At 39.6% G+C, this 16,308-nt stretch carries 16 protein-coding genes; 1 reads left to right on the plus strand and 15 read right to left on the minus strand.

Annotated features, from left to right (window positions below):
* Window positions 1–25: 25 nt before the first annotated feature.
* The 5 genes from HT720_RS07415 to pbp2a all read right to left on the minus strand — a co-directional run bounded on the left by HT720_RS07415 (window position 26) and on the right by pbp2a (window position 3,803).
* Window positions 26–505, minus strand: a complete 480-nt coding sequence (locus tag HT720_RS07415; RefSeq protein ID WP_173229650.1) for a sigma-70 family RNA polymerase sigma factor — start codon at window positions 503–505, stop codon at window positions 26–28.
* A 120-nt stretch (window positions 506–625) separates the two neighbouring features.
* A complete protein-coding gene (gene nusG, locus HT720_RS07420; protein ID WP_000376734.1) occupies window positions 626–1,162 on the minus strand; it encodes a transcription termination/antitermination protein NusG in 537 nt (178 codons plus the stop codon).
* 54 nt (window positions 1,163–1,216) lie between these two features.
* Window positions 1,217–1,393, minus strand: coding sequence for a preprotein translocase subunit SecE (gene secE, locus HT720_RS07425; RefSeq protein ID WP_001210991.1), 177 nt, complete (start codon window positions 1,391–1,393; stop codon window positions 1,217–1,219).
* Between the two features lie 9 nt (window positions 1,394–1,402).
* Entirely contained in the window at window positions 1,403–1,555 is a 153-nt protein-coding gene (rpmG, locus tag HT720_RS07430; protein WP_173275310.1) for a 50S ribosomal protein L33, read from the minus strand.
* Window positions 1,556–1,607: 52 nt separating this feature from the next.
* Window positions 1,608–3,803 (minus strand): penicillin-binding protein PBP2A, encoded by a 2,196-nt coding sequence (gene pbp2a, locus HT720_RS07435; protein WP_173275313.1) that lies wholly within the window; start codon window positions 3,801–3,803, stop codon window positions 1,608–1,610.
* An 86-nt stretch (window positions 3,804–3,889) separates the two neighbouring features.
* Here pbp2a and HT720_RS07440 point away from each other — a divergent pair, with 86 nt between their 5' ends.
* Window positions 3,890–4,765, plus strand: coding sequence for an RluA family pseudouridine synthase (locus HT720_RS07440; protein ID WP_173275316.1), 876 nt, complete (start codon window positions 3,890–3,892; stop codon window positions 4,763–4,765).
* 71 nt (window positions 4,766–4,836) lie between these two features.
* Here the strand turns inward: HT720_RS07440 and gap are convergent, their stop codons facing one another.
* The 10 genes from gap to HT720_RS07490 all read right to left on the minus strand — a co-directional run bounded on the left by gap (window position 4,837) and on the right by HT720_RS07490 (window position 16,286).
* Entirely contained in the window at window positions 4,837–5,847 is a 1,011-nt protein-coding gene (gene gap, locus HT720_RS07445; protein WP_000260662.1) for a type I glyceraldehyde-3-phosphate dehydrogenase, read from the minus strand.
* A 176-nt stretch (window positions 5,848–6,023) separates the two neighbouring features.
* Window positions 6,024–7,325, minus strand: coding sequence for an ABC transporter permease (locus HT720_RS07450; RefSeq protein ID WP_173275319.1), 1,302 nt, complete (start codon window positions 7,323–7,325; stop codon window positions 6,024–6,026).
* Window positions 7,294–7,977, minus strand: coding sequence for an ABC transporter ATP-binding protein (locus HT720_RS07455; protein ID WP_049512664.1), 684 nt, complete (start codon window positions 7,975–7,977; stop codon window positions 7,294–7,296). Before HT720_RS07455 ends, HT720_RS07450 begins: the two co-directional genes overlap by 32 nt.
* Before the next feature lie 315 nt (window positions 7,978–8,292).
* The gene (locus tag HT720_RS07460; RefSeq protein WP_173275322.1) at window positions 8,293–9,204 is read right to left on the minus strand and encodes an XRE family transcriptional regulator; all 912 of its coding nucleotides are present in this window, start codon (window positions 9,202–9,204) and stop codon (window positions 8,293–8,295) included.
* A gap of 111 nt (window positions 9,205–9,315) precedes the next feature.
* Complete coding sequence (adhE, locus tag HT720_RS07465) at window positions 9,316–11,967, minus strand: bifunctional acetaldehyde-CoA/alcohol dehydrogenase (protein ID WP_173275325.1); 2,652 nt, start codon at window positions 11,965–11,967, stop codon at window positions 9,316–9,318.
* Between the two features lie 298 nt (window positions 11,968–12,265).
* A complete protein-coding gene (locus tag HT720_RS07470; protein WP_000429317.1) occupies window positions 12,266–12,676 on the minus strand; it encodes an MORN repeat-containing protein in 411 nt (136 codons plus the stop codon).
* On the minus strand, window positions 12,663–13,106 hold the full coding sequence (locus HT720_RS07475) for a low molecular weight protein-tyrosine-phosphatase (protein WP_173275328.1): 444 nt from the start codon (window positions 13,104–13,106) through the stop codon (window positions 12,663–12,665). Before HT720_RS07475 ends, HT720_RS07470 begins: the two co-directional genes overlap by 14 nt.
* A gap of 46 nt (window positions 13,107–13,152) precedes the next feature.
* Complete coding sequence (yajC, locus tag HT720_RS07480) at window positions 13,153–13,452, minus strand: preprotein translocase subunit YajC (protein ID WP_042900241.1); 300 nt, start codon at window positions 13,450–13,452, stop codon at window positions 13,153–13,155.
* A gap of 116 nt (window positions 13,453–13,568) precedes the next feature.
* Entirely contained in the window at window positions 13,569–15,545 is a 1,977-nt protein-coding gene (gene tkt / locus HT720_RS07485; RefSeq protein ID WP_173275330.1) for a transketolase, read from the minus strand.
* A 117-nt stretch (window positions 15,546–15,662) separates the two neighbouring features.
* A complete protein-coding gene (locus HT720_RS07490; RefSeq protein ID WP_173275333.1) occupies window positions 15,663–16,286 on the minus strand; it encodes a ribonuclease P in 624 nt (207 codons plus the stop codon).
* Window positions 16,287–16,308: the final 22 nt, after the last annotated feature.

A 16,308-nucleotide genomic window follows, 5' to 3' on the forward strand; every position in this document is an offset into this window, starting at 1 on the left:
TTTTTTTACTTTTTTGCATGACTTCCTAGTGGGTACGGATGTCAAACTCTTTAAACACAATACGTAAGTCTCTTAATACTCTTTGACGCCCTCGAAATCGTTCATTGCTTAAGACGCGTTCTAGTTCTTCTTGTTGCTCTTTAGTTTGTTTGTTTCTATAATCTCTTAGTGTTTCATGAAAGAGATAATAATCATCTAGCCACAGACCGCCCTCACTTATACGATGACTTATCTCACCCACTTCTTCATAAGGTTCTTTATTATATCTTCGTTTGTGGCTCTCTTGTTTACGGATATAGTCTAAAATTCGATTTCGAAACCTGGTTTTGAAATATTTCCTTAAACGAGGGATATCTTCTACAAGCCCTTCTTCTCTACTGATCAATTCATGTAAGCAAATCATTCCCTCTTGATCCCAGTCCGACAATTCCCATAAATGAAGGTAATATTCATTTCTACACTTATATACAATTCCTTGGACTTCTTCATATAATTCTTTAATCATAATGTTCCCCTTTCTAGATACAGTCTAACAGATTCAGAAATACTTTTGGCACATTTCATCCATTCTGTTTCCTACACCGTCTAAACTGCACAAAAAAGAGAGGCTCAGCCTCTCTCAGGGTTATAATTCTGCAATTTGGTTTAGGTTTACTTCTGCAACTGTGTCATTACCAAACATAGAGATAATCATTTTTACTTTGTTATTATCAATTTCTGTAATCTTACCAGTGTAGTCTGCAAAAGCACCATCAATAATACGTACAGTTTGACCAACCTCAACATCGAAATCAAATTCTTGAACAGTTTGTCCCATAGATATCAAAATGTCACGAATTTCTTGTTCCAATAATGGAGTTGGTTTTGATCTGTTCCCGTGTGATCCGACGAATCCTGTAACATTTGGTGTATTTCGAACAACAAACCAAGCTTCATCTGTCATGACCATTTCTACAAGAACATAACCTGGAAAGCGATTTTCTTCTACTTCTTTTCTCTTTCCATTTTTTTCAACTTGCACTGTTTGTGTTGGAATTTCAACGCGTAGAATATTATCCAACATATTGTAGGTTTGTGCACGTTGTAATAGATTTTCTTTTACCTTATTTTCATAACCAGAATAAGTTTGTAAGACAAACCATCCTTTATCAAAACTATCCATGATATTTCCTTTCATAAATAGAAGATTTCTAGTGTAATTAACTCCACTAACCTTCTAAAAAATGTTAATAAATCGAATCAAACCTGAAACAATCAACTGGTCAAAAATGTAAATAATTACTACAAAGAAAGCTGTGTATTCCATGATAGAACGAAAATCTCTCCAGCTTTCCTTGCGAGTTGGCCATGTTGTGTCTTTAAGAAGTCTAAAAATATCTCCAATAAAACGCATCGCTCTCTCCTATCTCGTTTCTCTGTGTGTAGTATACTTGCCACAATTCTTACAAAATTTATTTACTTCTAGTCGTGTAGGCTTGGGGTTTCCACTAATCTTGATTGAATAGTTTCTAGAACCACAAACCGCACAAGCTAGGCTTGCTTTTTTTAGTGCCATAACGCCTCCATCTTATCTATTATAACAAGAAAGCTAGGCTTTGACAAGCATCTTAGCGAAATAGATTGACTACCGAATCCCATATTGTTTGAGCCTTTTCCTTAATCTTCGCATCTGAGATAGCCCGACTAGCCTCATCTACTAGACTTTGCGCACGTCCTCGAATATCAGACAAATTATCATCTGTCTGGCTATTATCATTGGTTTGTACTTGTCTTTTTGTGTTAGCTGGTGCAATTCCGTTTTTCTTATATGCATTTTCAACTGTGAAGGTACTTCCTGGTGTATAAGGTAAAATGGTATTTGCAATATTCCTAAAGACATGGGCTGCACCGTTTGAAGTAGATCCTGCTAGATAGTGATTTTCATCAGTGATCGGAAAACCAAGCCAATGACTAATCACCACATCCGGAGTATAACCAATCACCCACTGGTCACTTGTGTATTCCGGATTAAAAACAGCTTCGGTTGTACCAGTTTTCCCTGCCATGACATAATCTGCAGGCGATGAACTAATACCGGTTCCGTTGGTGAATGTCCCCAACATCATACTAGTCATCTTGTCAGCTACAGACTTATCAAGCACCCGTTTTTGTGAATTTTTATGGCTAGCAATAACTTGTCCACTAGCATTTTCAATTCTACTAATAAAATGAGCTTCCGGCATTAAACCTTCATTGGCAAAAACAGCATATGCTTGAGCCATTTGAAGTGGGTTGGTTTCGACACCACTTCCCAAGGCAATACCAAGAACACGGTCGACCTTTTCCATGTTGAGTCCAAATTTTTCGCCCGCCTCAAAAGCCTTATCAAGGCCCAAATCATTAACAGTGGCAACAGCAGGTAGATTAAGCGATTCTGCCAAGGCTTGATACATAGGAACTTCTCGACTCGTTTTGATTCCTGCATAGTTATCTACCTTATAGCTGTTATACTGCATGGTATGGTTATCCAAGAGCTTATTCAAAGCCCAACCTGCCTCAACTGCTGGCGTATAAACAACTAAAGGCTTAATTGTAGAACCAGGGCTACGTTTTGATTGGGTTGCATAGTTGAAATTCCGGAATCCAGTTTTATCATTGTCAGCAACTTGACCGACAACTCCACGAACTCCTCCTGTTTTCGGTTCAAGAGCTACACTTCCTGATTGTGCAAATGTTCCATCCTCTGCCCTCGGAAATAGCGATGTATTTTCATAGACAACCTGCATATTTGCTTGGTAGTTTTGGTCCAGCTCTGTGTAAATGCGGTAGCCATTATTGACAATTTCTTCCTCTGTTAGATTATACTTGGAAACGGCTTCGTTAACCACCGCATCAAAGTAAGAAGGATAGCGGTAATCAGAGATTTTTCCTTCATACTTATCGTGCAATTGCGAAGTCATATCAACTTCTGCAGCTTCGGTTTCTTGGTTTTTATCAATATATCCTGCTGCAACCATATTTTGCAAGACAGTATCGCGACGATTGGTAGAATCTTCTACAGAATTCAAGGGATTATACAGTTCCGGCCCTTTGAGCATCCCTGCCAGAGTCGCAGCTTGATCCAAACTCACTTCTGACGCAGAAACTCCAAAGTATTTCTTACTCGCATCTTCAACGCCCCACACACCATTTCCAAAATAGGCGTTGTTAAGGTACATGGTTAAGATCTGATCCTTACTATATTTTTTTGTCAATTCTAAGGCAAGGAAAAATTCTTTCGCTTTTCTCTCAACAGTTTGATCCTGTGACAAATAGGCATTTTTAGCTAGCTGTTGGGTAATAGTAGAACCACCACCTGAACGACCAGCAGTGACAATCGCCAAGAAGAAACGACCATAGTTAATCCCATCATTTTTATAGAAAGAGCGGTCTTCTGTCGCAATAACGGCATTCTGCAAATTTTTACTGATATCAGTCAATTCAACATAAGTTCCTTTTTGACCAGACAAGGCACCAGCCTCCTTTTCTTCACGGTCAAAAATGATAGTCCGAGTTTTCAAGGCGTTTTGCAAATCGTTAACATTGGTTGACTTGGCTACAGCAAACAAATAGGTTCCTACTAACAAGCCTGCACTCAAACCTAGTATAACAACGATTTTCGTTAGATGATAGCGACGCCAGAATTTTCGAATCGGACCCACTTGGGCTAATTTTTTTCGATCACTGCGAGAACGACGCAAGCTAGTAGACCCAGAATCCTCTGATTCACTTGTTTCTTTTTTAAAAAGAGAAAGAAATTTCTCGAATAATTTATCTAATTTCATGCGTTTATTTTATCATCTTCATCATAGGAAGACAAGAATTTAGCTATTTCCTATCCAAATAGGGCTTTTTTTGTTACAATATCTGTATGAAATTCACTTTTACTTTACCAGACTCTCTATCTCAAATAACGGTTAAGCAATTACTGGAGGAACAACTCCTCATTCCTAGAAAAATTCGGCATTTTTTGAGAATCAAGAAACATATTTTGATTAATCAGCGAGAAGTTCATTGGAACGAGATGGTAAGTCCTGGAGATGTTTGCCAGTTGACTTTTGATGAGGAAGATTATCCCAAAAAGGAAATTCCTTGGGGCAACCCAAATCTCGTTCAGGAAGTTTATCAAGATCAACACTTGGTTATTGTGAACAAACCAGAGGGGATGAAAACACATGGTAATCAGCCAAACGAAATCGCCCTTCTTAACCATGTCAGTGCCTATGTTGGCCAAACCTGCTATGTCGTTCATCGTCTGGACATGGAAACCAGTGGTTTAGTTCTCTTTGCCAAAAATCCTTTTATCCTACCTATTCTCAATCGCTTATTGGAGAAAAAAGAGATTTCTAGGGAATATTGGGCACAGGTCGACGGACATACCAACAGCAAAGAACTTGTTTTCAAAGACAAAATTGGGCGTGATCGCCATGACCGCAGAAAACGAATAGTTGATACAAAAAATGGGCAATATGCTGAAACGCATGTAAGCAGATTAAAGCAATTCTCAAACAAGACTTCATTAGTTCGTTGCAAACTAAAGACAGGTCGAACACATCAAATCCGTGTGCACCTTTCACATCATAATCTTCCTATCTTGGGTGACCCTCTCTATAATAGTAAATCAAAAACAAATCGCCTTATGCTCCACGCCTTTCGACTTTCCTTTACCCATCCGCTTACATTAGAGAAATTAAGCTTCAATGCACTTTCAGATACTTTCGAAAGAGAATTAAAAAAGAATGGATGATTGTTGTGTCATCCATTTTTCTATATAAGAAAAGCAAGACCAAGAGGCCTTGCTTTTTATCGACTCAAGAATTATTTAGCGATTTTTGCGAAGTATTCAAGAGTACGAACAAGTTGTGCAGTGTATGACATTTCGTTGTCGTACCATGATACAACTTTAACCAATTGTTTACCGTCAACGTCAAGAACTTTAGTTTGAGTTGCGTCAAACAATGAACCGTAAGACATACCTAGGATATCTGAAGATACGATTGGATCTTCAGTGTATCCGTATGATTCGTTTGAAGCTGCTTTCATAGCTGCGTTCACTTCGTCAACAGTAACGTTCTTTTCAAGAACTGCTACCAACTCAGTTACAGAACCTGCTGGAACAGGAACACGTTGAGCAGCTCCGTCCAATTTACCGTTCAATTCTGGGATTACAAGACCGATAGCTTTTGCAGCACCAGTTGAGTTAGGAACGATGTTTACAGCACCAGCGCGAGCACGGCGAAGGTCACCACCACGGTGTGGTCCGTCAAGAATCATTTGGTCACCAGTGTAAGCGTGGATAGTAGTCATCAATCCTTCTACAACACCAAAGTTGTCTTGAAGAGCTTTAGCCATTGGAGCCAAGCAGTTTGTAGTACATGAAGCACCTGAGATAACTGTTTCAGTACCGTCAAGAACGTCGTGGTTAGTGTTGAATACAACTGTTTTAACGTCGTTTCCACCAGGAGCAGTGATAACAACTTTTTTAGCTCCACCAGCGTGCAAGTGTTTTTCAGCAGCTGCTTTCTTAGCAAAGAAACCAGTAGCTTCAAGAACGATTTCTACACCGTCGTTAGCCCAGTCGATTTGTTCTGGATCACGTTCAGCAGAAACTTTGATGAATTTACCGTTAACTTCAAATCCACCTTCTTTAACTTCAACAGTACCGTCGAAACGACCTTGAGTTGTGTCGTATTTCAACAAGTGTGCAAGCATAACTGGATCTGTAAGGTCGTTGATACGAGTAACTTCAACACCTTCTACGTTTTGGATACGACGGAAAGCAAGACGACCGATACGTCCGAAACCGTTAATACCAACTTTAACTACCATTAGTGATTTCCTCCTTATGAAAATCATGAAATTTTTATTGTGAAAAGAGTAACTTGAATCACTACAAATCACCTTTCAACAAACCTATTATATAACTATTTAAGTTTAATTGCAAGTACGGGCATTGTTTTTCTATGTTAGTTTCTTTTTAAGGCTATAAATCAAGAACTTCCTTACTATTCATATCGTAGCGATTCTACAGGATCCATTTTACTAATTTTACGCGCTGGGAAGTAGGCTGAGACATAACCAAGTAATAGAGCGAAAGCTAGAGTTCCTAAAACAGATAACAAATTTAATTCAAAAACCTTCGTGATGGATGGGTAAAAGTGATTTACAACCGCATTCGCCAAACTTCCCACCCCTTGTGCAACCAAAAAGGCCAGTAGCAAGGCGATTCCTACAATCCAGATAGCCTCGTAAATAAAAATTCCTTTGACATCACGATTTTGATAACCAACTGCCTTCATGACACCTATTTCCTTAGAACGTTGCATGATATTGATGTAAATGATAATACCAATCATGACCGCTGCTACCACAATAGCTTGTGAGGAAAGCACAATCAACAATCCCTGAATGACACGAATAAAGGTAATCACAATATCAAGAACCTTCTGTTGAGAAAGAACAGTATACTTCTTATTTTTCTGTAATTCTTCTGTTACCGTTTTTGTCTGTGATGGATCTTTGAGTTCCAAGATAAAATAAGATACAGCTTTTGTAAATCCAGCCTCTTTCAAAATCGTTTCCATTTGATGAGACGGCATGAAACTGTTGCTGTCCTCCATGTCATCTTCATCATTGATCACACGCACAATCTTTGTTTGAAATTGAGCAGTCTTGCTAGCTTCGGCAGCATTTTCTACAATACTTGCTGAGACTGATTTGCCAATAACATCACTAGCTGTCAGATTTTTTCCTGTCTGTTCATTCCAATTTTTTAGTAAGCTGATTGGAATCGTTAAGCCTTGTTCATTTGCATCAGTATAGAGGGAGCCAGCCAACACTTTGTCCGTCTCATTACTACTAACAGAGATACTTGTATCCTCATAGAGACTCACTACTTGAGCATAAGAAGGCATCGTTTGACTCAGATCCATTTTTTGCCCATCTATAGTCATATTTGACATGGTCATCCCAAAAGGACTCTCCAAATATTTAATAGCTTCTTTTCCAACTGTATCTGTGATATAGTTCTTATCATCTTGGTTCAAAAAGCCTCGTCCAACATTTTTTGTGTTTAAAGCAATCTGAACTTGAGAAGGGATTTGACCTCCATTCGTATTTTCATCAATCATCGAAATCAATGCATTTCCCAAGCCGAAAGAAATTAAGACTCCTACAAAACCGATTGAGGTTGCTAGCGCAATCAATAGGTTACGCCACTTTCTTTCCAGAAAGTTATTTAAAGAAAGTTTGAATTTATTTTTCAATGATAATCCTTTATTTTTTGACTTCTTCAACGACTTCACCATCCTTCATTTTGATAATCACATCTGCATATTCAGCAACCTCTGGATTATGGGTTACGATCAATACTGTTTTCCCTGTTTGGGCTAATTTTTTAAACACTTCCAATACCATTTCTTGGGATTGAGAATCCAGCGAACCCGTTGGCTCATCTGCTACAATCATATCTGGCTGATTTACCAGTGCACGCGCGATTGCTACACGTTGCTTTTGCCCACCAGAAAGTTGTTTAACATTTTTAGCTACAAAAGGCTCCATGCCTAAGTTACTTAATTGCTCCTTTGCAATCATTGTCATCTCCCTGTCAGATAAATCTTTGACATAGAGAGGTAGCTTGACATTGTCCAAGACAGACTGATGAGGAATGAGGTTAAAGTTTTGAAACACAAATCCAATCTTATCTTTACGAAATTGAGTTAGTTCAATCTCTGATAAGTCACGGAGGGATTCCCCTTTAAACTCTAAATCTCCTTCATATTGTCTATCTAAACCGCTGATGATATTGAGTAGACTGGTTTTGCCACAGCCTGATGGACCGTAAATCGCTGTAATTTTACCTTTTGCAATCTGCAGGTTTATATTTCTTAGAGCCTGCTCTTGATGTTTACCGTCCAAAGTGTAAAACTTTGAAATATTTCTAATGGATAAAATGGACATTCTTTCCCCCTTGTTTAAAACTGTTGTCGTCATACATCACACTTATAGAAAATCCTTCAAGCTACATCAGCACTGATTGCCACTATGAACCTACTGCTTAGAATTTTCTCTCTATTGCCTAGTTTGCTTCTGGATGTATATCAAGTAATACTCTTCGAAAATCTCTTCAAACCACGTCAACGTCGCCTTGCCGTACTCAAGTACAGCCTGCGGCTAGTTTCCTAGTTTGCTCTTTGATTTTCATTGAGTATAAAATTCATTGTAACAAAAAAGCGGCATTCCCTCAATGACAGAAATGTCACTCCTATAAAGCATTTAACAATACCTTTCTAAGTCTTCGCTCCATTCCTTATCTAAACTAACGATTAACTTCTCATTGCCAAACATCCTCGCCATCATTTTTGCTTCTTCATACTTTTGTTTTGCCGTATTATAATCAGTCTGAAGATAATATTTCCACTCCACCATCAAGACAATCGGTTGCTTTTGGAAATCTCGTGTTTTTTCAGAAATCCAATTAAGTTTTTCCACAGCTAACTTAAATAACTCTAAGTCATTCAATAATTCACAACTTCCCAGCCCTGCAAATAACACATCACGAACAAGAAATAAATCGTCCGTACCGCTATTTTCTACGTTATTACACACTTTTTGAAACATTAATTGAAGTTTCTGCTGTTCGCTAATAGATAACTGTCCTTTTTTTATATTTTCTAAATAACTACATAAAAAATACAATCGAATTTTCAAAAGATCTGAAAACGAAAATTCTCTTTGATTCCATAGTTCCTCAAAAGATTCATCTAAAAGCGCTATTCCATACTGTTCATTATCCGTCGCTCTCACTTCATCTATTGCTTGAAGACAATCCACTATCATCTTCTCATCACGTGGCAAATCATCATAAAAATTCTCAAAAATCTCATCGAAATATTCTTCCTTTTGTTCCTGCAACTCCTTGTCTCCATAGTCAGGATGATGTAAAAGAAAGTACTTTAATTCTTGGTAGCGTTTAGGCAATTCCTTATAATCTGGCATCAAGACATAGGACGGAATTTCTAATCGATCTGCAATATATTCTAGGGTTTTTATCGTCGGTCGAAATTCTCCTTTTTCGATCCTCACCAACTGACGGACTGATAATTCAGACTCATCCCCGCAAAATACTGGGCGACTAAGCCCTTTTTCCTCTCTTAAACCTCTTACTTTTTCACCAAAACTGTTCATTCCTTCGACTTTCTCCTATATTTTAAAAATATAATTTTTTATATTCTATCATAGTTTGGTGAAAACGACAAAAAAGAGACAGGAAATTCCTGCCTCTAGGCTGATAAACAATTATTTACGGCGTCCTGGTCTTTCTTTGTAGCCATAGTAAGAATCTTCGATGATTTCTTGCATGTGGTCAACCATTGGAAGACGTGGGTTAGCTGGTGAACATTGGTCTTCATAAGCAAGGAAGGCCAATTCACGAGAATGTTCTTTCCATTCTTTTTCATCAATTCCTTGTGCTTTGAAGTTCATTTGGATACCTACGCGCTCACCAAGTTCGTAGACAGCTTTTGCGTAAGATTCCACACCTTCTTCTGGAGTAGAAGCTGGAAGTCCAAGCATGCGTGCGATATCTTGGTATTTTTCATCTGCACGGTAGTAGTTGTACTTAGGCCATGTTGCTGTCTTGGCTGGACGTGTACCGTTGTAGCGGATGACGTATGGAAGCAAGATTGCATTTGTACGACCGTGGATTGTGTGGAATTGCGCACCAATCTTATGGGCCATTGAGTGAGAAATACCTAGGAAGGCATTGGCAAAGGCCATACCAGCGATTGTTGAAGCGTTATGCATTTTCTCACGTGAGTGGAAGTCTGCATTCTTAACTGAGCTTTCAAGGTTTTCGAATACAAGTTTGATGGCTTGAAGTGCAAGACCGTCAGTGTAGTCGCTAGCCATTTGTGATACATAAGCTTCAGTCGCGTGAGTCAATACGTCCATACCAGTATCAGCAGCAACAAATCCAGGAACTGTCAATACCAAGGCAGGGTCTACGATTGCCACAGTTGGTGTCAATGAGTAGTCAGCGATTGGGTATTTGCGGTTGTTTGCTTTATCAGAGATAACGGCAAATGGAGTTACTTCAGATCCTGTACCAGATGTTGTTGGGATTGCGATGAATTTAGTCTTCTTACCAAGCAATGGGAATTTGAAGGCACGTTTACGGATATCCATGAATTTTTGAACAAGATCACGGAAGTCCACTTCTGGTTGTTCATAGAAGAGCCACATTACTTTAGCAGCATCCATTGGAGATCCACCACCGAGAGCGATGATTGTATCTGGTTTGAAGGCACGCATAATCTCAGTACCACGGTTTACAGTTGTGATATCTGGATCTGGTTCTACATCAGCAAAGATTTGGTAAACAACCTTATTGCGACGAAGATCAAGTTGTTCGATGATACGATCAAGGAAACCAAGCTCTACCATGGCATGGTCAGTAACGATCATGACACGTTCAACGTCACGACATTTTTGAAGGTATTGAATTGAATCACGTTCAAAGTATGTTTTTGAAGGAAGTTTCATCCATTGCATGTTATTTCTCCGTCTTCCGACTTTTTTGATATTCAAGAGGTTAATGGCACTAACGTTATCCCCAACTGAGTTGCGTCCGTAAGAACCACATCCAAGTGTCAATGATGGCAAGAAGGCATTGTAAACGTCCCCGATACCACCGAAAGTAGAAGGTGAGTTACAGATAACACGAATAGCTTTAACAGCTTTACCAAATTCTTTAGTCAATTCTTCGTCAGCTGTGTGGATAGCTGCTGAGTGTCCAAGACCGTTAAATTCAACCATTTGACGAGCCTTAGTAATACCATCTTCACGGCTTTCAGATTTCAAAACTGCGATAACTGGTGATAATTTCTCGCGAGTCAATGGCTCATTTTCACCAACTTCTTTACATTCAGCAGCAAGAATGTTTGTTCCTTCTGGAACTGTAAATCCTGCTTGTTCTGCAATCCAAGTTGCTGGTTTACCAACGATGTCAGCATTCAATTTCGCACCAGCACAGTTTTTGCTGTTTGCTTTTACGCCGAAGCAGAATTCTTCAAGAAGAGCTTTTTCTTTTTTATTTACAAAGTAAGTGTGGTAAGATTTGAACTCTGCTACAAATTCATCGTAAATTTCTTTATCAATGATAACCGCTTGTTCAGATGCACAGACCATACCGTTATCAAATGATTTAGACATGACGATATCGTGTGCTGCTTGACGGATGTTAGCTGATTTTTCAACATAAGCTGGAACGTTTCCGGCACCAACCCCAAGAGCTGGTTTACCACATGAGTATGCAGCTTTAACCATGGCATTCCCACCAGTTGCAAGGATTGTTGCAACACCTTCGTGGTTCATAAGGGCACTTGTTGCTTCCATAGATGGTTGAGTAATCCATTGCACACAGTTTTCAGGAGCACCAGCTGCGATAGCTGCATCGCGGACGATACGAGCTGCGTGAGCTGATGATTCTTGAGCTGATGGATGGAAGGCAAAGACGATTGGGTTACGGGTCTTCAATGAAATCAATGATTTGAAGATTGCTGTTGATGTTGGGTTTGTTGTTGGAGTGATACCACAAACAACACCAACTGGTTCAGCGATAAGAGTCAAACCTGTTACATCGTCTTCTTCGATAATGCCAACTGTCTTAGTGTGGCGCATGTTGTTTACTACGTGTTCACAAGCAAACAAGTTCTTAGTTGCTTTATCTTCAAATACACCACGTCCTGTTTCTTCAAAGGCATGTAAAGCCAATTCTCCGTGGGCATCCAAAGCTGCTACTGATGCTTTGGCAACGATGTAGTCAACCTGCTCTTGATCCAACTTACGCATTTCTTCAAGAGCAACTAGAGCTTTTTGCACCAATCCATCGACATGCTTTTCAGCAGCGAGTTTCTTTTCCTCTGGTGTCACAGTTTTTTTATCAGCCATATTTTCCTCCATAGCTTTCAAGGATTTAATCCTTTGTTAATTTTTTCACAAGTTTATTATAACGTATTATTTCAACTTTGTAAACAGTTTCATAAACATTTCACAAAGAATTTTTAGCACCTTGTGAAATGTTTGTTATTTTCTTTTCTTAGCAAGCTTTTTCTTTAAAGTTTGTGAAATTTATTTCAAATATTTTTTATTTCACAAGCTTTCATGGAAGAGGGACTTGGAAAGAAAGGGATTTGCAGGTAAGCGCTTACTTAAACATTTTAACAATACCTCCTTTGATAAGGAGGCTTTATTTTTGTTGAAAAACGCCTTGTTTAAAAGTTCCTTCATAAACAACTTCTTGTTCTGTTGTTAGTTTTCCTTTTCCTTCAGCCTGACCATTTACAAAATCACCTTCGTAAGTCCAGCCTTCTTTGGATTGAAAGGTACCTTTTCCATTGAAGGCTCCATTGTTGAAGCCACCTGTATATTGGTCTCCATTTTGGAAGGTAATGGTACCTTGTCCATTCATTTTACCACGTACAAGACTGCCGTCGTAAACAATCGTTCCATTATCGAGTTTTAGAACACCTTTTCCGGGAATATTTAGAAAAAAGACGAGTACAGCACAGAAAACAATGGCAACTACTGCTAAAAGCTCTAAACGTGGACGAGTCAGATACACTCGATACTTTTCGTAAAAATTCTTAAGATTTTCCACCTTCACTCTCCTTTTCTAAACGTTCTAGCCAAACTTGACAGCCCTCTTGAACACGTCGATAGGTTTCCTCAAAATCTCCTGTATACCAAGGATCTGGTACACTTTCAGATGCAAATGAGTAAATCTTATCTTGACAGTCTGCTGGACACATCTGACGTAAGTCAGAAACATTTGAAGCGTCCATTCCGATAATATAATCAAAGTCTTCAAAATCTTCCGTACTAATCTGAAGCGATGTCTTGTGCTTGTCATAAGGAATCTCATACTGTTGAAAAATTCCCTGAGTGCCCTTATGAATCGGATTGCCATGTTCCCAAGAGGACGTCGCTCGACTTTGGATTTCGTAGTTATCTGTCATTGATTTCATAACAAACTCGGCCATAGGGCTGCGACAAATATTTCCCAGACAGACAAAGACTAGTTTTTTCATCCCATTTCCTTTCTTTTATAGAAAAACGGGAGTTAGTGATCCCGTCTTATTTTTCAATTGCGCCTTCTAATGAAGCTGTTTCTTTCAGCGGTAATACTGTCTTGATAGCAGCTAGTTCAAACGTCAAGTAAACTCCATCTACATCAAGAACAATTGTTCTCTTCTCAGTGTCTACTTCATCGACTGTTCCATAAAGTCCACCGATTGTAATCACTTCATAGCCTTTTTGTAGTTTATTCAAGCTTTCCATACGTTTTTGTGCTTGTTTCTTTTGAGAGCGTTGCGTAAAGAACATCAAGCCCATCATAAGGACTAGTATGATTAAAAATGTATAATTTGGATTCATTAGTTTCTCCTTTGTCTTTTACATAGGACTACTATATCAAATTTCAGCTACTTTTACAAGATTGTACCTTGCTTTTCTAGTAAGAAAAACCAGAGCTTGCGCCCTGATTTTTAGGATTATTTCAAGTTTTGAACGACTTTTACAAGATTTTCAACAGTAAAGCCATATTCTGCCAACACTTTTGGTGCTGGAGCAGAGGCTCCAAAGGTATCAATACCAAGAACTGCACCATCTAGTCCAACATATTTGTACCAGTTTTGACTTGCACCCATTTCAACTGCGACACGACGACGAACTGCATTTGGAAGAATTTCTTCCTTGTATGCTGCATCTTGTTTATCAAAGACATCTGTAGACGGCATGCTGACTACACGAACTTTTGCTCCTTGACTAGCCAATTCTTTAGCAGCTGAGACAGCTAGATTGACCTCTGAACCTGTCGCAATCAAGATGGTATCAAAATCTGCTGCATTTTCATAGACGACATAAGCACCTTTAGCAACCTTGTCGAAATCTGTTCCCTCTTCAACAGTCAAGTTTTGACGTGTCAAGACAAGGGCAGTTGGCGTTTTCTTACTTGTTACTGCAAGGTACCAAGCTGCTTGAGTTTCACGCGCATCTGCTGGACGGAAAACATTTAGATTTGGCATAGCACGAAGACCTGCTAAGTGCTCAACTGGTTCGTGCGTTGGGCCATCTTCCCCTACCGCAATAGAATCGTGGGTAAAGACATAAGTCACAGGAAGACCTTGCAAGGCTGACAAGCGGACAGCTGCCTTCACATAGTCAGAGAAGACGAAGAAAGTTCCACCGTATACACGAAGTCCACCGTGAAGGGCCATCCCGTTCAAGATAGTTCCCATGGCAAATTCACGAACACCAAACTGAATGTTGCGGTTCAAGCGATTGGCATCGTCTTGAAGTCCGTCAGTCTTGATATAAGTCATGTTTGAGTGAGCAAGGTCAGCTGATCCACCCAGGAAGGTTGGCAACTTAGCCGCTACAACGTTTAAGGCATCCTGACTCGAGTTACGAGTTGCTTGAGAGAAGCCATTTTCTAATGCTGGGAAGTCTGCTGGAGTCACTTCAACTGGATCACGTCCGTCGATGATGGCTTCTACTTCTGCAGCCAATTCTGGGTGAGCTTCTTTATAATCAGCAACTAGCTTTGTCCAAGTTTGATAAGCTGATGCACCACGATCTGCAACATGTTCTTTGAAATCAGCATATACTTGTTCTGGGATTTCAAATGGTTCGTAGTCCCAACCAAGGGCTTGACGAGTTGCTGCAGTTTCATCTGCTCCAAGAGGAGCACCGTGTACAGCATTAGTTCCTTGTTTGTTTGGAGAACCGTATCCAATCACAGTCTTCACTTCAATCAAAGATGGTTTGCCTGAAGCTTTAGCTGTTTCGATAGCAGCTTGGATTGCTTCCAAGTCTGTTCCATCTTCAACCAAGGCAGTATGCCAACCGTAGGCATTGTAACGGTCACGAACACTTTCTGTAAAGGAATCTTTTGTCTCACCATCCAAGTTGATGTCATTTGAATCATAAAGAACAACCAACTTGTCTAGTTTTTGCAAGCCTGCGTATGAAGCCGCCTCACTTGAAACACCTTCCATCAAATCTCCGTCTCCACAAATAACGTAAGTGTAGTGGTCAAAGATATTGTAGCCTTCGCGGTTATATTTAGCTGCCAAGAAACGTTCTGCTTGGGCAAAACCAGTAGCAGTTGAAATCCCTTGACCTAGAGGTCCAGTAGTAGCATCAATTCCTGCTGTATGGCCAAATTCTGGGTGACCTGGTGTTTTTGAACCCCATTGACGGAAACTCTTGATTTCATCCATGCTGACATCTTCAAAACCAGAAAGGTGAAGAAGGGCATAAAGAAGCATTGAACCATGACCGGCTGAAAGAATGAAACGGTCGCGGTTAATCCAGTTTGGTTGAGCTGGATTGATACGAAGTTGTTTTGTAAAGAGGCTGTAAGCCATCGGAGCCGCTCCCATAACCACACCTGGGTGACCTGAGTTGGCTTTGTTGATAGCGTCAATACCTAGGAAACGAATTGCATTAACAGATAGATTTGACATAGAATTTCCTTTCTATTTGAGGTGATTATTTGTATCACACATTCTATTTTACTATTATATGAAAAAATACATAGAATAGCAATTAAACAATTCGACGCTAGATAAGTCTCGTGACTTCTACCCTCTGGTCGCCTGATAGTAGGGAAGTAAACGTTCATAAGCTTCATCTAATTTTTCTAAAATCACTTCTAGTGATTGATTTTCAATAAAAGAAACATCTGCCTTCACTAAAACTTTTCGGATTTCTTGACTGCCCATCTTCTTGACTAAGGCCTGGCGATTTTCTTCGTTCGCCTCCCATCTTTGACTTTGACCATCTGAGTAGGCTAGATAATAAATTCCTTTAACGGTTGGAATGTCTAAAACTTTGGCTTGCTTGTCTAAGGTCTGTTCGTCTTTCTTGCGCTCGATAAAACTAACTTCTAGTGAGACACCAAAATAAGAGGGTACTCCATACAAACGAAGAGCCATCATAGGTTCTGTCACTTTCCCCTCACGCTGTATATAAGCCCAGAAGTGTGGTCGCAAGCGCTGCGCTTGGTTCATCCACTGGCTAGTCTGTTGGAGTTGCCATTCTGGATGATTTGCCTGAAAGACTTTAGCCAGTTCTGTAAAAGCCTTTCGAGCCTCTTGGCCTTTGTGGCGCAATTCCAGCATTTTCTCTCGCTCTGCTCCTGCTTTGTCAGGATTACGGTACTGCAAACCAGCAAAGTCTAAATAATCTCTTATCTTATTCAACATTAGTTTAATCTCCTCTAGCTAG

Origin of the sequence: Streptococcus sp. 68 (genome assembly GCF_013277415.1) — a bacterium.
GTDB lineage: Bacteria > Bacillota > Bacilli > Lactobacillales > Streptococcaceae > Streptococcus.